General features: G+C 44.5%; 19 protein-coding genes. 16 read left to right on the forward strand and 3 right to left on the reverse strand.

Annotation, left to right across the window (positions count from 1 at the left end):
• Positions 1 to 35: 35 nt before the first annotated feature.
• From QUA56_RS03570 to QUA56_RS03580, 3 genes are read left to right on the forward strand one after another with little or no spacing between them, the layout of a single operon-like run.
• A complete protein-coding gene (locus QUA56_RS03570) occupies positions 36 to 515 on the forward strand; it encodes an excisionase family DNA-binding protein (protein WP_333353317.1) in 480 nt (159 codons plus the stop codon).
• A gap of 25 nt (positions 516 to 540) precedes the next feature.
• Positions 541 to 867, forward strand: coding sequence for a PIN domain-containing protein (locus QUA56_RS03575; protein ID WP_333353723.1), 327 nt, complete (start codon positions 541 to 543; stop codon positions 865 to 867).
• 27 nt (positions 868 to 894) lie between these two features.
• Positions 895 to 1,083 (forward strand): hypothetical protein, encoded by a 189-nt coding sequence (locus QUA56_RS03580; protein WP_333353320.1) that lies wholly within the window; start codon positions 895 to 897, stop codon positions 1,081 to 1,083.
• Positions 1,084 to 1,090: 7 nt separating this feature from the next.
• On the opposite strand, the gene QUA56_RS03585 is transcribed toward QUA56_RS03580, so the two are convergent.
• The gene (locus QUA56_RS03585; RefSeq protein ID WP_333353323.1) at positions 1,091 to 1,291 is read right to left on the reverse strand and encodes a type II toxin-antitoxin system HicB family antitoxin; all 201 of its coding nucleotides are present in this window, start codon (positions 1,289 to 1,291) and stop codon (positions 1,091 to 1,093) included.
• Positions 1,292 to 1,551: 260 nt separating this feature from the next.
• On the opposite strand from QUA56_RS03585, the gene QUA56_RS03590 reads away from it, so the two are divergent.
• Positions 1,552 to 2,247, forward strand: a complete 696-nt coding sequence (locus QUA56_RS03590; RefSeq protein WP_333353326.1) for a hypothetical protein — start codon at positions 1,552 to 1,554, stop codon at positions 2,245 to 2,247.
• Between the two features lie 20 nt (positions 2,248 to 2,267).
• Here QUA56_RS03590 and QUA56_RS03595 read toward each other — a convergent pair whose 3' ends face one another.
• Positions 2,268 to 2,582 carry a hypothetical protein gene (locus tag QUA56_RS03595; RefSeq protein ID WP_333353329.1) on the reverse strand — a complete coding sequence of 105 codons (315 nt, stop codon included), beginning with the start codon at positions 2,580 to 2,582 and terminating at the stop codon, positions 2,268 to 2,270.
• Positions 2,583 to 3,159: 577 nt separating this feature from the next.
• On the opposite strand from QUA56_RS03595, the gene QUA56_RS03600 reads away from it, so the two are divergent.
• The 12 genes from QUA56_RS03600 to QUA56_RS03655 all read left to right on the forward strand — a co-directional run bounded on the left by QUA56_RS03600 (position 3,160) and on the right by QUA56_RS03655 (position 16,627).
• Positions 3,160 to 3,486, forward strand: coding sequence for a DUF433 domain-containing protein (locus QUA56_RS03600; RefSeq protein ID WP_333353332.1), 327 nt, complete (start codon positions 3,160 to 3,162; stop codon positions 3,484 to 3,486).
• 53 nt (positions 3,487 to 3,539) lie between these two features.
• Positions 3,540 to 3,866, forward strand: coding sequence for a DUF433 domain-containing protein (locus QUA56_RS03605; protein ID WP_333353334.1), 327 nt, complete (start codon positions 3,540 to 3,542; stop codon positions 3,864 to 3,866).
• 3 nt (positions 3,867 to 3,869) lie between these two features.
• On the forward strand, positions 3,870 to 4,211 hold the full coding sequence (locus QUA56_RS03610) for a DUF5615 family PIN-like protein (RefSeq protein WP_333353337.1): 342 nt from the start codon (positions 3,870 to 3,872) through the stop codon (positions 4,209 to 4,211).
• Positions 4,212 to 4,338: 127 nt separating this feature from the next.
• The gene (locus tag QUA56_RS03615; RefSeq protein ID WP_333353340.1) at positions 4,339 to 6,993 is read left to right on the forward strand and encodes a protein-arginine deiminase family protein; all 2,655 of its coding nucleotides are present in this window, start codon (positions 4,339 to 4,341) and stop codon (positions 6,991 to 6,993) included.
• Positions 6,994 to 7,167: 174 nt separating this feature from the next.
• On the forward strand, positions 7,168 to 7,455 hold the full coding sequence (locus QUA56_RS03620) for a hypothetical protein (RefSeq protein WP_333353343.1): 288 nt from the start codon (positions 7,168 to 7,170) through the stop codon (positions 7,453 to 7,455).
• Positions 7,456 to 7,580: 125 nt separating this feature from the next.
• Positions 7,581 to 7,907 (forward strand): DUF433 domain-containing protein, encoded by a 327-nt coding sequence (locus QUA56_RS03625; RefSeq protein WP_333353346.1) that lies wholly within the window; start codon positions 7,581 to 7,583, stop codon positions 7,905 to 7,907.
• Between the two features lie 4 nt (positions 7,908 to 7,911).
• Positions 7,912 to 8,256: a DUF5615 family PIN-like protein gene (locus tag QUA56_RS03630; RefSeq protein WP_333353348.1), complete on the forward strand. Its 345-nt coding sequence runs from the start codon at positions 7,912 to 7,914 to the stop codon at positions 8,254 to 8,256.
• 169 nt (positions 8,257 to 8,425) lie between these two features.
• Positions 8,426 to 9,337: a hypothetical protein gene (locus QUA56_RS03635; protein ID WP_333353351.1), complete on the forward strand. Its 912-nt coding sequence runs from the start codon at positions 8,426 to 8,428 to the stop codon at positions 9,335 to 9,337.
• Positions 9,338 to 9,419: 82 nt separating this feature from the next.
• A complete protein-coding gene (pruA, locus tag QUA56_RS03640) occupies positions 9,420 to 12,395 on the forward strand; it encodes an L-glutamate gamma-semialdehyde dehydrogenase (RefSeq protein WP_333353354.1) in 2,976 nt (991 codons plus the stop codon).
• A 313-nt stretch (positions 12,396 to 12,708) separates the two neighbouring features.
• Positions 12,709 to 14,337 (forward strand): glycosyltransferase family 39 protein, encoded by a 1,629-nt coding sequence (locus QUA56_RS03645; RefSeq protein WP_333353356.1) that lies wholly within the window; start codon positions 12,709 to 12,711, stop codon positions 14,335 to 14,337.
• A gap of 17 nt (positions 14,338 to 14,354) precedes the next feature.
• Entirely contained in the window at positions 14,355 to 15,995 is a 1,641-nt protein-coding gene (locus QUA56_RS03650; RefSeq protein WP_333353359.1) for a glycosyltransferase family 39 protein, read from the forward strand.
• A gap of 152 nt (positions 15,996 to 16,147) precedes the next feature.
• On the forward strand, positions 16,148 to 16,627 hold the full coding sequence (locus tag QUA56_RS03655) for a hypothetical protein (RefSeq protein ID WP_333353362.1): 480 nt from the start codon (positions 16,148 to 16,150) through the stop codon (positions 16,625 to 16,627).
• Between the two features lie 134 nt (positions 16,628 to 16,761).
• Here the strand turns inward: QUA56_RS03655 and QUA56_RS03660 are convergent, their stop codons facing one another.
• A complete protein-coding gene (locus tag QUA56_RS03660; protein WP_333353365.1) occupies positions 16,762 to 18,807 on the reverse strand; it encodes a S8 family serine peptidase in 2,046 nt (681 codons plus the stop codon).
• Between the last annotated feature and the right edge of the window lie 137 nt (positions 18,808 to 18,944).

Genomic DNA, 18,944 nt, shown 5'->3' on the forward strand with positions numbered 1-18,944 from the left:
TATAATCGTATTAAACCAATTCAGGAAACATTTCCATGAACAGGCAAAAAATACTCCTAGAGCCCGTTTTACCGACAGAAGAAGAAACAAAAGCTATCAAATTGTTGGATAAAATGCTAGGTCTCAAGAGAGAAAATGGTGATTCTGAGATATTAAAAGTAAAACTTTTGGAAGTTGATGGGGAAGAAATCGCACTTCCTGAATCACTCTATCAATTGTTGTGTCAAGCTGCACATTTAATGGCGGCTGGTAAAGCAGTATCTTTAGTGCCTATTGAGCAAGATATGACTGTTGAAGAAACTGCTATTTTGCTGAATGTGTCGCCAGAATTTGTGGTCAAATTGCTCGATGATGGGGAAATTCCCTATGAAAAAGTAGGAAACCAGCGGCGGATAAGTTTGGCAAGTGCGATCGCCTATAAACAGCAGCGTAGTGTTAAGCGCCGTGAAATTCTCAAGGAATTAGCTGAGTTTAGCCAAGAAGAGGAATTGCACGAGACCAGAGTATACAGCTAGCAGGTTGATTGCTTATCCTGTTGTTTTGGATTCCTGCGTGATATTTCCTATGCACTTGCGCGATACGCTCTTTCGTGCTGCGGAGATTGGGTTGTATGATTTATATTGGTCGCAAGAAATTTTAGACGGTGCAACTCGCAATCTTGTTAATACTGGAAGGATGAAAAGTGAGAGGGCGGCGCATTTTGAGGCTGCACTTAAGGAAGCTTTTCCTAATGCAATGGTTGAAGTTCCAGAGAATGTGATTCAACAGATGACTAACGATGCAGGCGATCGTCATGTCGCTGCGGCTGCGGTAGTTGCTAAAGCTCAAGTTATTGTTACATCCAACCTGAGAGATTTTCCACGATAGTCTTGAAATCCTTGGGGAATTACGGCTATGCACCCCGATGTTTTTCTGAATCGTCTTTATGAGGTTGCACCGGATTTGATGGCTAATGCAGTCAGCCAACAAGTTGAGGATTTGAAAAATCCACCCCTGACTGTTGATGAATTACTTGTCAGGTTGAGGGAAGAAGTTCCGGTTTTTGCAGATAAGATTCAACGTTATTATGAAAATATTTCGTAAGTTGTAGTTAAGGGCGATCGCTATGCAGCCGATTTTTGACTTCAGAAGGATCTGCTGTCTCAAAAAATAGTTCGATCGCCTCGATAATATTCCGTTGGGCTTCTTCTATATTGTCACCTTGGCTGGCAATATCAAGTTCCGGGCAAAGGGATATATATCCGTCGCCTTCTCGTTCAATAATTGCTGTAAACTGTTGTGTTGACTTCATAATTTGAAGCGGTGGACTGCCAAGCTCAAACAATTATAGTTTTATTTGGATATCATATCACATCGATAGCTCTTTTGTGGAGAGGGCGATCGCCCTATACAATGCTAGCTTGGTTTAAATAGTCACGGGCGATCGGTGCTAGTCAAATATACCTACGAACAGAGATTTTTAAATATAATAAAATCCTAAAGAATTAACAGCTCGGCAAAAATTGTACTAACCTTAGAGCTAAAGTCAATTAAATTAAAAAATTTTCAACTATGTCAGATAAACCTTTTAATATCCGCCAACTAAATGACCTAGATTATGACGAAGCAGAACCACTCCTGGAAGATTATCAGGAAACGCTAATCGAGCTATTTGTCAATTCTCCCGAAGGAGAAGAATACTGTAAAACTTATCCAGACGTTGGATTTTGGATCTCGCAGTTCATTTATTACGGTTTCGGCTATGAAGGTTTTACGCTGCCTCGCATGAAAGTGGAAGATGTGGCAACTGTAGTCGAAGAGTTGTTTCCCAGGAAAGTGAGTTTGCTTTCGCCGGAAGAAGGTGAAAATGCTATCCCGGAATTATTGGCGTTATGGCAATTTTTGAAGCGAGAATTTAAACTGCGAAATGCCACTTCAATTATCAAATACCTGCGGGATATCGAGCCGGAATTTAAGGAGATTATGGAAGATTCCTCTAAATTTGGATTTGCCAAATCCTTTGTAACGCTCGGTAATCAAGCAGGGTTTGATATGAGTACGGGGGAAGGTCTAACACAATTTCAGGAGATATATAATGCTAGCATTGCTCCTATAATTGCAGCTAAAAACTCCGATACATCGGGATTTTTCAGCAAACCGATAAGTGATAGTGCTGTCAATGGATCTAAAGCAAGTAAAGAAAAGCAAAAAAAAGCAAAAAATACGGCGGCTGAATCGAGAAAACGCAACCGCACTAAGAAAAAATGAGGTTTAGCAAGTATCTATCCTCACTTCACTCTTCTTCTGATTCTTCTCAGCATCTTGTTAGCTTCTTCCATCCCGCGAAACTTCCAAACTAATAAATAACACATCAAACAAAACCAGAAAATTCCTAACACGATCGCACTTTCTTCCGGTGAGTTGGTAGTTCGATCGAACTTCCAACTCTTCGGACTTGCTTGGATGTTGTTAGTTCGATCGATCGTGCGATCGCCCGCTTGCAAGTTAAAATTGTGTTGTTCGATCGCATTACTCTTTTTAAATGTGCGATCTATTTCTTGAAATGACTTCGCCTGTTCGCAGCTTGTTAAGGATAATCCCATAAGGATAAAAATTAGGAAATAACAGGGCGATTTCACGATTTTTACTTCCATTTATGGAGAAAGCGACTAAATGAATATAAGACTGACTCGTGGGAAGGCAGAAACCGGGTTTTTTGCAAAAATACTTCGTATACAGCCACAAATTCCCTGAAAAACCCGGTTTCTTTGGTCTGAGTGCGCGGTCAGAAACCGGGTTTTTTGCGAAATACTTCGCACGCAGCTACAGATTATCTTAAAAAATCTGTTTGTTTGGTCTGAGTGCGTAATTCCTGCGAATAATTTCTACAATAGCGGTGTATGATTTTCTCGATCGCGCATTAATAAAATTCTACCATTTTTTCAATTGCAGCTACAGGTCGGGAATCAGTATTGCCAGAATTTGGCAGCGCCGAGGGCGATCGTACTGATTCAAACGCTATAATCTAGCTAATAGATTGCATTCAAATTCAGGTTAATTGCAGGCATTTGTCAGGATACGACAGTGCCGTATCCCTACCCGAATTGTTTGTAGAGACATGGCAGTGCCATGTCTTCCAACCGAACTTGATGTTATTCAATCTTAATTAGATAGCCAACAATGACACTCAAAGAATTAGAAAAACAACTCCTTGCCTTAACTCCAGGTGAAAAAACTCAGGCAATACAGCTATTAGTTCAAAGTTTAAGCAATACTTGGCAAGGAATCGAAAAAACTCTGGGCGTGTGTGGTGGGGATGCTAGAATTGCCAAGACTCGCATACCTATTTGGTCGCTGGTAAATTATCGCATTCTGGGTGCAAATGATGTGCTGATTTTGCAAGACTTTCCTCATTTGAGTGCAGCAGAGTTGGTGAATGCTTGGGCTTATGCTGAGGCACACCCAGAGGAAATTGAAGCAGCGATCGCTAGAAATAAGGCAGCCTAAAACATGGCGCGAATTTGCTATAATCTAGATAATATATTCCGGCGATCGCACTTATGACTATACAAGAATTAGAAACTCAAGTCTTAACCTTAAATGCGGTTGATAAAGCTAAACTAATCAGCATCCTAACTCAAAATTTAAGCAACGGTTCTTTAGGCATTAAAAAGACTCTCGGTGTCTGTGGAGGAGATGCCTGTGTCGGCAATACTCGCATACAAGTTTGGGTACTTGTGGGTTATCGCCGTCTCGGATGCAGCGATGCTGAACTTTTTAAGTGCTATCCCCATTTGACTGCGGCTGATTTAGTCAATGCTTGGGCTTATGCTGATGCTTACCCAGAAGAAATTGAACAAGCAATCAAAGAAAATGAGGAAGCCTAAAACATGGCGCGAATTTATGCAGACAAACAGTATCCGTTGCCAGTAGTTGAGTTTCTTCGACCTTTCGGTCATGATGTATTAACAGTTCAAGAAGCTGGAAACGCAGGATTAGGGATTCCTGATGAGGATGTATTGGCTTTTGCAGTGAGTAATGAGCGAGCAGTTTTAACTCTCAATCGAGGGGATTTTATTCGACTGCATCGCTCACAACCCAACCATGCTGGTATTATCATTTGTACTCAAGATAGCAACTGGGAAAGACAGGCTACCCGAATTAATGATGCTATTTCTGCTGAAGAATCGTTGAGGGGTAAATTGATTCGAGTTAACCGTCCTTCGACATGAAAAAAAGCCGTAGCTTGCGGGACGGGACGGGACGCCATCGCCAAACCCATCCTACAAATCTTACAATTAAATCCCCCATTGCTCCCAAGATTAGGTAAAATTATTGGCGTGTCTGAGGATAAACTATATGCGCTGGGTTCGATATATTGCGATCGCCATTATCAATGGTTTCGGTGTCGTCATCGGTATTATTTGGGTTGCAGTCCCCGCAACAGTGGCTCAACCTTCCCTAAACTACCAACTCGCACTCTCTGGGCGACAGCCAGACGGCGAAACTCCGCAATCCCTTTCGGAACTCTACAAATTGCGCGATCGGCTCAAAGTACAATTAGATAACCTGGCCAAAACTTCCGACAGCGCCCCGTTTCCTGCAGAACTTTGGAAATCAGCAATCCACCGCCAGCAATCTCAAACTCTGACGCAGCAACTCCAAAAGGTTCAAATTCAGATTCAAATAGAAGAAAGAGCCAAATATAATTGGGACGATGCTGCTAAATTAGCCGCCCAAGCAGTCGAAATTGGACGCACTTCTAATCCTTCTTCTGCTACTTGGGAACAGTCGCAGCGGCTGTGGCAGTTGGCTATCAATACGCTGCGACTTATTCCTCACGGTTCTTTTTTGGCTGAGGGGGCGATCGACAAAACCATCGAATACCAAGGAAACCTCAGTGTCGCTACCTATGAAATGCAAGTTGCACGTTCTGTTGAAAAAGTTAGAGCCGAGGAAGAAGAGATAAGAGAGCGAGCCCGCAAAGAGCAAGAGAAAAAAGAATTTGCTCGTCGAGAAATAGAGAGAAAAGAGCAAGAGAAAAAAGACCTAGCTAGACAAGAACGAGAAAAACAAGAATTTCAAAGGCAAGAATTAGCTAGACAAGAACGAGAAAAACAAGAATTTCAAAGGCAAGAATTAGCTAGACAAGAACGAGAAAAGCAAGAATTAGCTAGACAAGAACTTGAGAAGCAAGAACGAGAAAAGCAAGAATTAGCTAGACAAGAACTTGAGAAGCAAGAACTACAAAGGCAAGAATTAGCTAGACAAGAACTTGAGAAGCAAGAACTAGCTAAACAAGAACTTGAGAAGCAAGAACTACAAAGGCAAGAATTAGCCAGACAAGAACTTGAGAAGCAAGAACTAGAGAGAAATCAGCAAGCAACTTCTCAACCAACTCCTGAATCAACTGCAACACCAACGATCGCCCCAGTTACGCCCGCAGCGTCCCCGTCGAACTTTTTCTTTGCGGGAGATACCAACAGAGATGGCCAAATCAACGAGCAAGACGAAGCCGGAAAAGAACAATGGTCTTTGTCCAACGGCGCGCTAATTTTATTTAACGATCGCAATAACGATCGCGGCAAGATACCAACTTGGCAACAAACCCAAGTTAGCGTCCCCCGCCGTGCAGCGATGCTGTCTCAAGTTAACTTAACACTGTCTGAAAACTTCAAAACCTCTCAATTATTTATCACTGCTGACAGCATTTCCAGCCCTCACATCAGCGTTTTCCAAAAGACTGGCGACGGCTGGAAACCTGTAGATATATCCGGTGCTCAACCTCTAGTTTTCAGCACGGATATTGTTTTAGGTGTCGAAGCAAAACAATTTGCCGATCGCAATTGGAACGGCACTGTAAATCTCAAAGCTACTGCTCTCAACAACGGTCAAGAAATCGCCTCCACAACAATTCAAATGGGCGTTAGTCCTTGGATGATAGCACCCAATACAGCACCAGTAACCGAAGTTACGGTCAGCGACAGAGGCTCGGCAAATAGCGAATTTATCTCCCAACTAAAACAAGCAGTAGAACCCACGGGCGCTCAAGTAAAAATTATCCAGGGCGATCGCGCTTGGATGCAAGATACCCAGAAAAACGGCTACGTTCAACTCCCCGAAAAATCAGAAATACGCCAGTTTAATGTAGCCATAAAAAGCAATCGCGACCAAGACAAAAACCCGGCTGTTAAATCAACTCAAGACCGGGATTTGAAAGTATTTAACATTGGCAATCCTCGCTCTTTAGACCCTGTAACTCAATGGTCTGACGGGTACGGAAATTTGCAGGTGACGCCGCCGATTCCCGGACACCCAATGGGTCGAGTTTATTACGGGAATTCGGGAAATGCTAGTTTTAATCCAGAGGTACTTGATTTTATTCAAGCTCAGAGAATTCAAGGGCCGCCAGTGGATATTGATACTTCTTGGCTTTTGACTCGCCAAGTCGATGAAATTATCAATTTTATTCCCGCTCAAACTCCCGGAAAATATGTAATGGCGATCGCCAGTCCAGAAGCCGGAGTTAAGCTGTTGGAAGAATTGGAGGGAAGAGGTTACGGCGATGTTACGATAAATCGCGGTTTGAGCACTCAAACAACAGTCAGCGCCGCTTTGAAAAATCGCGCTTTAATTCAACACAATCTCTATTTGCAACAGCAGAAACTTAATCCGATTGTAGAGAAGTTGAAAAGAGAGTTTTTACTCGGAGACGACCAAATCATTCAGGTTCCGGTGATGTTTGGCTACAGCGGTTATGCTTGGTGGCCGAATATGGTCAATTCGGTGCCAGTTAACGGCAAGTTGTTAGTTTCAAATCCGCGCGGGCCAATGATTGACGGTGTAGATTACACTCAAGAAAGATTGCGCCAACTGCTGCTTCCTGCTGGCGTCAGCGTTAGTTTTCTGGATGACAGGTATTATCAAGAATTGAAAGGAAACGTGCAGTCGGCGACGAATACTGTGAGGAAGCCAGAAGAGCCGCCTTTTTGGCAGTCTTTGCCTAATAATTAGAATGGGCATGGGGAATCGGGAATCGGGAATTTGTAGGGGCGGGTTCACCAACAATATGCGCCTGTAACTAACAATCTCGTAAACCCGCCCCCACCCAACGGTAAATCGCAATATACCTCCTAAACCCGCCTCCCTATGCTAATATTTAGCAAAACTAGGCTAGGAGTTTAAGAGATGGCTACCCTACAAATAGAAAATATACCAGAGGAATTGTATACGAAGCTGCAAGAGTTAGCCGATGCTCAAAATTGCTCGATTAGCGCGTTTGCGATCGCCCTTTTAGAAACTGGGTTGCCAACAGAGACAAAACCCCTCTCAGGAAAACGTAAAAAGTCTGTAACAGAACTATTGGCAGAAATCAGCCGCCGTCGCGAGTCTCGTCCCGCGAATATGGGGATGATACTAGATAGTACCGCTTTAATTAGAGAGGATCGCGACAAATATCTTGCACCATTTTTATGAACAGGCTTTCCGGCCTGTTCCACAAAAGTACCATTTTTATGTGGGATAGTTTATTGTTACCAGTAAAAAGCTCCATCGCTATAATATAGATACGACATTCCCAGCAGCCAAACCGCTGATTAACTATGACACTAAAAGAATTAGAACCGCAACTGCTTTCCCTGACTCCGCCCGAGAAAGCTCAAGCAATACAGATATTAGCTCAAAGTTTAGCCAACACCTGGCAGGGAATTGAAAAAACTCCCGGTACAGTTGGCGGTAATGCCAGGATTGCAGGGACTAGAATTTCTGTTTGGGGACTGGTAGAGTCTCGTCGATTAGGTGGAACAGACGCTCAACTTTTAGAAGATTATCCGCATCTTAGTGCTAGCGACTTGAAAAATGCCTGGGCTTATGCTGAAGCATTTCCTGACGAGATTGAAGCAGCAATTAAGTTGAACGATATAGATTAACATAATGGCACGTTTGTATGCAGATGAACAATTCCCTCGGGTAGTAGTTGAATTACTTCGCGCTCTAGGTCACGATGTGCTTACTGTACAAGAAGCGAGGAATGCAAATCTGGGCATTCCTGATGAAGCTGTCCTGGCTTTTGCTGTTACAAAGAAACGGGCAGTTTTAACACTCAATAGAATCGATTTTATCCGACTGCACACTTCACAACCTAACCATGCTGGTATCATTGTCTGCAAAGACGATCAGCAGGACAGACAGAGGATGGCTACACGAATTTCGGAGGCTATTTCTAATGTGGAAACATTGACAGGAATGCTGGTTAGAGTCAATCGTCCATCTCAATAAGTAACAGAGATTTTAAAAATTGGTAAATTGCGATCGCCCCAGCCGACAGATTTCTCGCTCGACACGGACGGCATTTTGTCAAGGGCCTTGCCGTACCGGTGCAGTGCAGGCGATCGCACCAGTAACGTAAAATGTCTAAAAGCGGTCTTTCTAAAATAAATTTAGCCCCATGAGCGACGAACAGGAAAAAAAACAAAATTTGACTCAGCAACCGGAAACAATTTCTCCTACCAGCGATGAGCTCGATCGCACTGCAATTGCCAGTGCCGATTCAACTTCCGAACCCGCAGAAACTCCGGTTGAAATTGCCGCCCCCGAAGATATTTCAACCGCAATGGATGAAGCCGAAACAATTCCAATTGCCGCCGATATCGCGCCGGAAACAACTCAACCTGCAAGTTATCCGCCTCCAATAATTCAAACGGCAAGTCCCGAGCCGAAACCAGCTCGAAAGTGGCAAATTTTGGCAGTTTTTCTTAGCGGAATGTTAGTCGGTTCCGTACTCAGTCTCGGCAGTTTGGTAGCGTGGAGAATGTATCAGGAAAGAGCGAACCTTCAAATCAGGCTGCCCGCTGACGTACCCCTCCCCCAAAGCCCTCCGCCTGTCGCAGCAGCGCCCGCCAACCGCCTGCCCGGAGTTCCCCCAGCACCAGGCACGGCACGGCCACCAGCAACCGCCCCGTCGCCCAATCCCACTCAAATACCCTCCCTGTCTGGGGTTCCGCAACTTGCTTCGCCGTCGCCGTCGCCGCTGCCTTCTCCTTCACCCGCTGCGGTTGAAACCCCTGTAACTGAGCGAGTAAACTTTCAAGCCGGTGCTACGGGAACTACTCTAAACAGTAGTTTGCGAGCCAACATATCCAAGCGCTACTTACTGGAGTGCAATAGCGGCCAAAGCATGACAGTAAAGGTTCAAGAAGGTCAAGTTAGCGCAGCAATTATTGCTCCTAACGGTGAAAAAGTAGGTACTGCAAATAGTACAAGTCAGTGGGAAGGTCAACTAACCAGCAGCGGCGATTATACTATTGAAATTTCGGGCGACCGCCAAGCAAACTACGGTGTTAGAATTGAAGTCAAATAGCAAGTATAATTGTATCAGGGGGTAGTTTAAAAATACATAACCCCCCTGTTGCCAAATACAAATTACCAATTACTAATTACCAATGGTCGCACAAGTATCTCCAAGCATCTATGAAGCAAAAACTCAAGAAATTGCCAAAGAAATCCTGCGGGCAACTCAAGAGAAAAAGCGATCGTTTTTTGGCCAACTGCAAGACCAAATGCGCTGGGACGACAAACTGATGGATTGGGCGATGGCCAGCCCGGGATTGCGGGTTCAGTTGTTTCGATTTATTGACTGTTTGCCGGCCCTCCGCAGCAGGCCGGAAATTGCCCGCCACTTGCAAGAATACCTGACCGCCCAAGAGGTAGAATTGCCCGAAGCATTAAAAAAATTGCTCAACTTTGCTAACGCTGATTCGGTTCCGGGTCAATTGGCGGCGACGACGGTTGCGCCTGCTGTCGAAACTTTGGCGCACAAGTATATTTCTGGGGAAAATATCAAGCAGGTAATTAAAACCTTAGAGCGACTTCGCAAAGATAAAATGGGTTTTACAGTTGACCTTTTGGGGGAAGCTGTCATCACTGAAGCTGAGGCGCAAATTTATCTTAACCGCTATTTGGAATTGATGGAGGAACTCGCGAATGCAGCGAAGAATTGGTCGCAGGTAGATGCAATTGACAAAGCTGATGATGAAACTTTGCCGCGAGTGCAAGTATCCGTAAAATTAACGGCTTTTTATTCTCAGTTTGACCCGTTGGATGCTAAAGGTAGCGAGGAGAAAGTAAGCGATAGAATTCGCCTGTTACTGCGCCGCGCTAAGGAGTTGGGAGCGGCCGTTCATTTCGATATGGAACAGTATGCTTACAAGAGTTTAACTCTGAGCATTCTCAAAGACTTATTGTTAGAAGAAGAGTTTCGCAGTCGCACCGATATTGGAATTACATTGCAAGCATATTTGCGCGACAGCGCCCAAGATTTGCGAAACCTGATTTCCTGGGCAAAAAAACGCGGAAGTCCGGTGACAGTACGTCTGGTAAAAGGCGCTTACTGGGATCAGGAAACTATCAAAGCGATGCAGAAAGATTGGCCGCAGCCGGTCTACAATGACAAAGTTGCTACCGATGCAAATTTCGAGCAGATGACGCAGTTGCTGCTAGAAAATCACGAATATTTGTATGCAGCTATTGGCAGTCATAACGTGCGATCGCAAGCGAGGGCGATCGCCATTGCCGAAACTCTCAACATCCCGCGCCGCCGCTTTGAAATGCAGGTACTGTACGGGATGGGCGACAGATTGGCTAAGCTTTTGGTCGATCGGGGTTATCGCGTTCGAGTCTACTGCCCCTACGGCGATTTGCTGCCGGGAATGGCTTATTTGATCCGCCGTTTGCTGGAAAATACCGCCAACAGTTCTTTCATCCGACAAAGTTCCGAAGAAATGCCGATCGAACAATTGTTAGCCGCACCAGTAGCCAACGGCAACGACCAGCTAGTTTACAGCAAAGTATTTCCCAACGTTGCCGATACCGACTACGCCAATATCAAATTGCGGCAACAAGCAGAAGCAGCCATCAAATCAGTGCGCGCCAACTTAGGTAAAACCTATTTACCCCTAATCGATGGCGAGTACCAAAATACTGAAGCAACAGTCAATTCCCTCAACCCTTCCAATCCCACAGAAGTAGTCGGCAAAATCGGATTGCTTTCCGAAGCACAAGCCAAACAAGCCCTGGAAGCAGCCAAATCTGCCTCCACCAGTTGGCGAAAAACCCCCGTCCGACAGCGCGCCGGCGTCCTCCGCAAAGCCGCAGAATTGATGGAACAGCGGCGGCACGAACTGTCAGCTTGGATGGTGTTTGAAGTCGGCAAACCCGTCAGAGAATGCGATGCCGAAGTTTCCGAAGCTATTGATTTTTGCCGCTACTACGCCGACGAAATGGAACGGTTGGAACAAGGGCAAAATTACGACGTAGCCGGAGAAACCAACCGCTACACTTATCAGCCGCGCGGCATTTCTCTGATTATTTCCCCTTGGAATTTCCCCCTCGCAATTCCCGTAGGCATGACAGTTGCATCGCTGGTTGCAGGCAATTGTACTTTGCTCAAACCTGCGGAATTTTCCTCAGTAATTGCTGCTAAAATAGCCGAGATTTTGCTAGAAGCCGGGATTCCGAAAGGCGTATTTCAATACGTGCCTTGCAAAGGTTCAACCGTCGGCGCTTACATGGTGAAACACCCCGACGTTCACATGATTACTTTCACGGGTTCTCAGGAAGTTGGCTGTCAAATTTATGCCGATGCTGCGATTTTGCAGCCCGGACAAAAACACCTAAAACGAGTAATTGCTGAAATGGGCGGTAAGAATGCAATTATTGTCGATGAAAGTGCGGATTTAGACCAAGCAGTTGCAGGCGTAGTTTATTCGGCATTTGGCTACAGCGGCCAAAAATGTTCCGCTTGTTCGCGAGTAATTGCGATCGAATCGGTGTACGATAATTTTGTGGCAAGATTGGTAGAAGCTACGCGATCGCTCAATGTCGGTCCCGCAGAAAATCCCGGCACTCAAGTCGGCCCAGTCATCGATGCTAGCGCCCAGTCGCGCATCCGCGAATATATCGAAAAAGGTCGCGCCGAAGCTAAAATAGCTTTAGAAATGCCTGCACCGGAAACCGGTTATTTTGTCGGTCCAGTCATTGTTACGGAAGTATCGCCGACAGCAACTCTCGCCCAAGAAGAAATTTTCGGCCCGGTTTTGTCGGTGATTCGGGCCAAAAATTTCAGCGAAGCGATTGCTATTGCTAACGGCACGAATTTTGCTTTAACCGGCGGATTGTATTCTCGCACGCCTTCGCATATCGATCGAGCCGCATCCGATTTTGAAGTCGGAAACCTGTACATCAATCGCGGAATTACCGGCGCTGTGGTATCGCGGCAACCTTTTGGAGGATTCAAACTTTCGGGAGTTGGTTCTAAAGCTGGCGGCCCGGATTATTTGCTGCAATTCCTCGAACCCCGCACTATCACTGAAAATATTCAGCGGCAGGGTTTTGCGCCGATTGAAGGAGTGGATGATTAATCTCTAATTTGGTTAATTAAGATTAGATCCTCTGAGGATTAGATACCCGACTGATTGAAGAAGTCGGGTATCTGGTGTTCTGGTTCTTCAAGAAGTCCGGTATCTGGTACGATCTTTTTTTGAGGTTAGTTTATTTACAGCATATTCCAGGTTGATGAAGTACAGTAGCCGCTATATTTATATTGTGTGATGTTAATATGTAGGGTGCGTCGCTGCGACCTTTTAAATGGAACTTGCAGATTGACTCTGAAAGCGACGCACCTTACTTACTACAAGATTGTGTGTACCACATATACATGGAATATGCTGTAAAATGGAATGTACGAAAAATGGCGATCGGCTAAATTCTCACAACCCTTCACTTGACAAGCGGCTGCGATTTTTAATTATAGTTGTATTAGTCATAGGTATATTTTTTCGTTTCGCAAATCTCGGAAATAAAGTTTACTGGATAGACGAAGCTTACACATCCCTGCGGATTTCTGGCTATACAGAAGCTGAATTTATTCAGCAAGTAGTTGACGGTGAAATTCGGGACATTAAATATTTACAAAAATATCAACGGATTAATTCAGAAAAAACCGTTTTAGATACCGTAAAAGGATTGGCATTAGAAGAACCTCAACTTGCTCCCCTGTATTTTATAGCAACGAGATTTTGGGTGCAATTGTTCGGCGATTCAGTGGCTGTAACTAGAAGTATGTCAGCAGTTTTTAGCGTGCTGGCATTACCTTGTATGTATTGGCTGTGCTTAGAATTATTTGAGTCGCCGCTGACAGCTTGGTTTGCAGTTGCAATATTAGCTGTATCGCCTTTTCAGATAGTTTACGCTCAGGAAGCTCGACCTTACAGTTTGCTTGTAATGGTAATTTTACTGTCAAGCGCAGCCTTGCTGAGAGGAATGCGGCTAAAAACTAATAGCAGTTGGGCAATTTATGCAGTAACAGTTGCTCTGGGATGTTATTCTCACCTTTTATTTGGACTGGTTGCAATCGGACATGGAGTCTATGTAACAATTATCGAAAAATTCCGGTTTAACAAGACTGTAATTTGCTATTTGCTAGCATCAATTGCAGGATTTATTGCTCTGTCTCCTTGGACTGTAGTTTTTTTAAAAAATTCGGGCAATGCCAGTCAGAAAACAGTATGGCAATCTCTAAAAATGCCTGTTTTAGAATTGATGAAAAATTGGTTTTTGAACATTAACCGTCAATTTTTTGATGTGGGCTTTTACTCTGATTTATCGCGAATATATTGGATATTTGATCTGCCAGTTATTTTGATGATTTTAATAATTGTTGGGTATTCTTTTTATTTCCTTTTAAATCAGACAGAAATGCGTCTTTGGTTGTTTGTTGTGACATTGACGTGCGTGACAGTAGTATTGTTTTTACCAGCAGATTTAATTGGAGGAGGGATTCGCTCTATCAACACTCGCTACATGATTCCCTGTTATTTAGGAATACAGATATCTGTTGCTTACCTGCTAGCTGAAAAAATTACATCTCCTACAGGGACAGTCCCATTGTACAAGCTGTGGAGGCTGGCTCTAGCTGCTTTGCTTTCTATTGGAATTATATCCTGTAGCATTTATTTGTCATCAGACTCTTGGTGGAATAAAGACCGATCGTCTCTTAACATCCCGATCGCCCGCACAGTCAACTCAGCTTCTCGGCCATTGATGATAGCCGACTTGTGGGTGTACAGTGTAGATACGATCGGAAATTTGTTAACTCTGAGTTACTTAATAGATGCAAAAGCTAAATTTTTAGTATTGCCGCCGAATATTGTTGAAATACCCCCCAATTTTAAGGAGATATTTTTTTACACTATTTACCCTGAATTAAAAACCAAAATCACGACAAATAGTAGGTATAAATTAGAGCCGCTATACAGTCAAAAAAACGGAGATGTCTGGCTCGAAAAATTAAAAGTTAAGTAAATATTTAGTTGCAAAAAATGAGTTTTAAAAATCCCAAAAAGTGGTTAATTTTTCTGACTGTTATTGTATTAGTCATCGGTATTTTATTTCGGTTCGCCAATCTCGATCGCAAATTTTACTGGATCGACGAAACATATACTTCTTTGAGAGTTTCGGGCTACACCGAAGTCGAAATGCTCACACAAATTTCGTACCAGCAAATAATCTCTCCCTCGGATTTACAAAAATATCAACAGATAAATTCCGAAACAAATTTAAATGACACGCTACATTCCTTAGCAACCGAAGACCCCCAACACCCGCCACTGTATTACATACTAGCGCGACATTGGGCGCAATTGTTCGGCAGTTCTGTTACAGCAATGAGAAGTTTGGCCGCCGTCATTAGCTTGTTAGTATTTCCTGCCATTTATTGGCTGGCTTGGGAGTTATTTGAATCTTCAGCAGTAGCGTGGATGGCGATCGCAATTTTCGCAATTTCTCCCTACCACATCTTGTTTGCCCAAGAAGCGAGACAGTACAGTTTGTGGACAGTAACTACTATTTTATCGAGTGCAGCCTTGCTGCGAGCAATGCGCCCGGAGGAAAATCAAAATAATATCGCCCTTGTTTCTCACTGGGCGCTTTACGCAGTCACAGCAGCAATGGGATTTTACACCCACTTGTTATTTGTCTGCGTCGCTGCAGCCCATGCAATCTACATCGCAATCATTGCCAACTGGCGCGATATTAAAACATTTATTGCCTATTATGTAGCAGTTTTAGTAGCATTAATCGCCTCCATCCCTTTCCTGATAAATACTGTAGAAAACTTCAATCAAGTTAAAAGCACAACAGCATGGGCCCAACAGACCAATCTCTTAAGATTAGTCAGCAGGTGGGTGGGTTCTCTCAGCATAGCCTTTTTTGATATAGGGATTGATGGAACTGCCAACGCCACACAACTAGCCTTGCTAATTCCTGTTGGCATAATGATTCTAGCTTTAGTCGGCTATGCCCTTTATTTTCTGTGCAGGCAAACACCAAAACGGGTTTGGTTACTGATATTGTTATTAATTGCAACAACCGCTATATTTTTAGCCTTACCGGATATATTTAAAGGCGGGAGGCGATCGGCAAATCCGCGATATTTAGTTCCTTGTTATGTGGGAATTCAGCTAGCAGTGGCTTACCTGCTGTCTGCGAAAATCAGTAACAATTTGGATAACTTCAAACAGCAAAAACTGTGGAAAATAGTTGTGGTAGCACTGTTTTTCGCAGGTATTATATCAGGTGGAGTTAGTTCTCAAGCAGACAGTTGGTGGAATAAAGGCAGCGGCTGGCTTAGCGCCGAATTACAACTAGCTGGGATTGTGAATCAAGCCAGCAATCCCCTAATTATCAGCGATGCCAATATCGCATATATCATGCCTTTAAGTTATCACCTAGAACCAAAAGTCAAACTGCTAATAGAACCCCGCTGTTACACTTCTTGCTACAAAAATCGAGAATTGGCACTGAAAAAACCGCAACCCCCGCAAATTCCCGGCGGTTTCAGCGAGTTGTTTTTATACAGACCGTCCTCAACTTTGCGATCGGCAATTCAGCAACAAAACTATCAAATAGATCCGGCTGACGCTAATGTTGAGCTAAATCTCTGGAAAATTACCAAAAAATAATCTAAAAAATTAAGGCAAAAAATGTCTTATTTACCGCGACATACTGCCCAGAAAAGGGGTTTTTGGAAGTATGTCGCAAGTATAGTTCAATAGGGTTGCTTTTCGCGGTAAGCTAGAAGTTAAGAAGCAAAAAATAAAATCAAAAATCTCAAATGACAGTCACTGAAACCTCGAATATTCGCAAACTGCTGTGCGATCCAGACTTAGGGCTGATCCCTCACCTAGAAAAGTGCCTGAAAGACTTGCACTCGTCTGCGATCGCCAACGGAGAGAAATTCAAGGTAGAACCTTACGATATAGAACTCAAAACCTGCCACACTCAGAAGCATCCCAACGACCAAAAACCCCTCGTCACCCAGTCAGTGTTAATGAAAATCCCCCTGACTGGGAAAGTTGAAGACAAGATGCACCTATATCTGATCGCAACAGAGTTGCAAAACCAAATCGACATCAAAATTATCGACTGGAGTGCCTTAGAACGCCGCCAATACGACATTCAGGGCATTCCTTTAAAGCAGCCGATCACCAAAATAGACGGCGAGATGAATTACGAGTTAGTATTCGATCGACCAAACTACTGCTGCATCACCCTGTGCCGCCAATTTGACTTAACTTACGCCGCCAATTTTTAATACCAATTCCCAAAAGTAGGGACACGGCAATTCCGTGTCCGGCGCGGGGGGATTAGGACACGGCATTGCCGTGTCCCTAAGTGAATAATTGGTATAAGATTGAGGATTGTAGATCGATCGCACTTGCATCAAATTCAAACAGCTCGATTGGCAGTTTCCGCAAGAATCCTCTTAATTTGAGCAGGAGTCAGATTCGGATTAGCCTGCAACATCAAAGCTATCACCCCAGCTACGTGCGGCACTGCCATTGAAGTACCCGCAAAATATCGATAGGGAATCCCCGGTTCAGAAAGCGGTACAGTTGAATAAACGTCACCCGAATCTGCCCTGCCACCGTCGCCGCCCGGAGCAACAAAATAATTAATTGCCTCCGCACCCGCCCGGTTAGAAAAATCTGCAAACAAGCCGTTGCGGCTAACAGCACCGACAGCAATTCCTACCTCATTGGCAAACCGAGCCGGATAATCCACCTCCGGGCGATCATCATTTCCTGCCGCCGAAATCACGATCGCGCCTTGAGCTTCAGCCGCTCGAATCGCATCCAATTCTTGAGCATTCAACTGTTGGCCGCCCAAACTCACATTTATTATCTTTGCTCCATTTGCCACCGCATAATTAATCGCATTAATTTCATCCCTAATTTTCCCCACTCCGTCCCGATCGAGTATTTTCAAAGGCATAATCTTGGCAGTTGGAGCCGTTCCAGTAATCCCAACCCCATCTTTTTTCGCAGCAACTAAACCCGCGATATGAGTGCCGTGACTGTTATCGTCCATCGGGTCATTATCGCTGTTCACAAAATCCCATCCTCGGAAATCGTCAACAAAGCCATTGCCATCATCATCAACCCCATTGCTAGCTTTATTGCGACCGGCCGCGTCAACACCGCTTTCTCCCGCATTGCTCCAAATATTCCCCGTCAAATCCGGGTGATTGTAGTCAACTCCGCTGTCGATAACTGCCACCACAATTCCGTCTCCAGTCAAACCCTGGGCCCAAACTTCTGGAGCTTTAATTAAATCTCTGCCCCACTCGTCGCCGCCCAAATCGGGAACATCAGGAAAAGTTGCACTACCTTGAGCTTTAGCAACTGCCGCCGCTGCATTCACCAAACCGAACCCAAAACGAGAGTCAAAACCCTGCAAGTTGCTCGGATTGTTAGGAGAAACAGTTGCAGGAGTTGCAGACAGATTTAGGTTAAAGTTTGTACTGCCTTGGTATTGATAAACTCGGACAAAGTAAGTTCCTGCGGCCAAAGCGTTGAGGTCGATCGACTCCGGCGATAAATCAGGTTGTTGAGAAGAAGCAATAATATCGGTAAAGTCAATAGAATTGTCGCCGTTAATATCTTTAATCACAGCAACGTCAACATCGGCAGTCAAGCCGCTGACAGTTAATTTAAAGTCGCTAGTTGCAGGCAAAGTAAAGCGGTAAAGACCGTCTGGCCGGGCGTTGCTAACCGAGTCGGCGATCGTTTGAGTCCCGCCCAAAACGCCTAAATCGCGAGCTCGATCCAGTTGGTTGCCCAATACGGTAGTTGCAGAGATAAATGTATCGGCGAGGTCTTGTGGAGATGCGTTAGCTACCAAGCCTAAAATAGCATTGGATTGGCGAATTTTAATTAATGTATTGGAAATTCCGGGGGCGATCGAGATTTCTTCGAGAATCAAGTCAGCTTCGGTAAGATTGTCAGTCAGTCCGATCGAATCCACAAAACTGTTAAAGTCAGTAATAATGTCTGCAGCCGCCGGATCTGAGACTGCGGAGTTGCTGCGGAGGACAAAGGTATCTGGGCCCAAACCCCCTGTCAGCGTATCTTTGCCCGCATCGCCCACTAAAACGTCGCTACCGCCGCCGCCGTCGAGGGCGTCATCTCCCTTACCTCCCTGCAAGGTATCGCTGCCGGCATCGCCAAACAGGATGTCGCTGCTGACACCGCCGTTTAGCAAATCGTTGTCCGCACCCCCGAACAGGGTATCGGAATTGCCACCGCCGAGAATGCGATCGTTACCGTTATCACCGCTGATGCGATCGGCATCCGAGGAACCGACAATAAAATCGTTACCTCCCAAGGCAAAAAGTCCGTTAGGATAAGGAGTCAAAAAGCCCGGAGTCAAGGCGAAACTGTTGGGGCTATCATCTAAAAGATAGGAAAGACCGTCAGGGCTCGGGCCGGGCATAGAAATGTACTCCTAGCGAGGTATATCGATCTAAATTTTAGATTTTAAATTTAAGTTTGTGGTTAAAAACGCCCTAAATAGTCTGTAAAGCGGGCATTACGGATAGTGTGTAGAGGTGTGCATAGGTTAGGTTAAAC

The organism is Microcoleus sp. N3A4 (assembly GCF_036701805.1).
In the GTDB taxonomy this organism is placed as follows: Bacteria; Cyanobacteriota; Cyanobacteriia; order Cyanobacteriales; family Microcoleaceae; genus Microcoleus.

What these genes read in the sequence shown, in the direction of transcription:
- QUA56_RS03570 (WP_333353317.1), top strand. Translation starts at nt 36, where the DNA reads ATGAACAGGCAAAAAATACTCCTAGAGCCCGTTTTACCGACAGAAGAA.
- QUA56_RS03580 (WP_333353320.1), top strand. Translation starts at nt 895, where the DNA reads ATGCACCCCGATGTTTTTCTGAATCGTCTTTATGAGGTTGCACCGGAT.
- QUA56_RS03585 (WP_333353323.1), bottom strand. Translation starts at nt 1,291, where the DNA reads ATGAAGTCAACACAACAGTTTACAGCAATTATTGAACGAGAAGGCGAC.
- QUA56_RS03590 (WP_333353326.1), top strand. Translation starts at nt 1,552, where the DNA reads ATGTCAGATAAACCTTTTAATATCCGCCAACTAAATGACCTAGATTAT.
- QUA56_RS03595 (WP_333353329.1), bottom strand. Translation starts at nt 2,582, where the DNA reads ATGGGATTATCCTTAACAAGCTGCGAACAGGCGAAGTCATTTCAAGAA.
- QUA56_RS03600 (WP_333353332.1), top strand. Translation starts at nt 3,160, where the DNA reads ATGACACTCAAAGAATTAGAAAAACAACTCCTTGCCTTAACTCCAGGT.
- QUA56_RS03605 (WP_333353334.1), top strand. Translation starts at nt 3,540, where the DNA reads ATGACTATACAAGAATTAGAAACTCAAGTCTTAACCTTAAATGCGGTT.
- QUA56_RS03610 (WP_333353337.1), top strand. Translation starts at nt 3,870, where the DNA reads ATGGCGCGAATTTATGCAGACAAACAGTATCCGTTGCCAGTAGTTGAG.
- QUA56_RS03615 (WP_333353340.1), top strand. Translation starts at nt 4,339, where the DNA reads ATGCGCTGGGTTCGATATATTGCGATCGCCATTATCAATGGTTTCGGT.
- QUA56_RS03620 (WP_333353343.1), top strand. Translation starts at nt 7,168, where the DNA reads ATGGCTACCCTACAAATAGAAAATATACCAGAGGAATTGTATACGAAG.
- QUA56_RS03625 (WP_333353346.1), top strand. Translation starts at nt 7,581, where the DNA reads ATGACACTAAAAGAATTAGAACCGCAACTGCTTTCCCTGACTCCGCCC.
- QUA56_RS03630 (WP_333353348.1), top strand. Translation starts at nt 7,912, where the DNA reads ATGGCACGTTTGTATGCAGATGAACAATTCCCTCGGGTAGTAGTTGAA.
- QUA56_RS03635 (WP_333353351.1), top strand. Translation starts at nt 8,426, where the DNA reads ATGAGCGACGAACAGGAAAAAAAACAAAATTTGACTCAGCAACCGGAA.
- pruA (WP_333353354.1), top strand. Translation starts at nt 9,420, where the DNA reads ATGGTCGCACAAGTATCTCCAAGCATCTATGAAGCAAAAACTCAAGAA.
- QUA56_RS03645 (WP_333353356.1), top strand. Translation starts at nt 12,709, where the DNA reads ATGGAATGTACGAAAAATGGCGATCGGCTAAATTCTCACAACCCTTCA.
- QUA56_RS03650 (WP_333353359.1), top strand. Translation starts at nt 14,355, where the DNA reads ATGAGTTTTAAAAATCCCAAAAAGTGGTTAATTTTTCTGACTGTTATT.
- QUA56_RS03655 (WP_333353362.1), top strand. Translation starts at nt 16,148, where the DNA reads ATGACAGTCACTGAAACCTCGAATATTCGCAAACTGCTGTGCGATCCA.
- QUA56_RS03660 (WP_333353365.1), bottom strand. Translation starts at nt 18,807, where the DNA reads ATGCCCGGCCCGAGCCCTGACGGTCTTTCCTATCTTTTAGATGATAGC.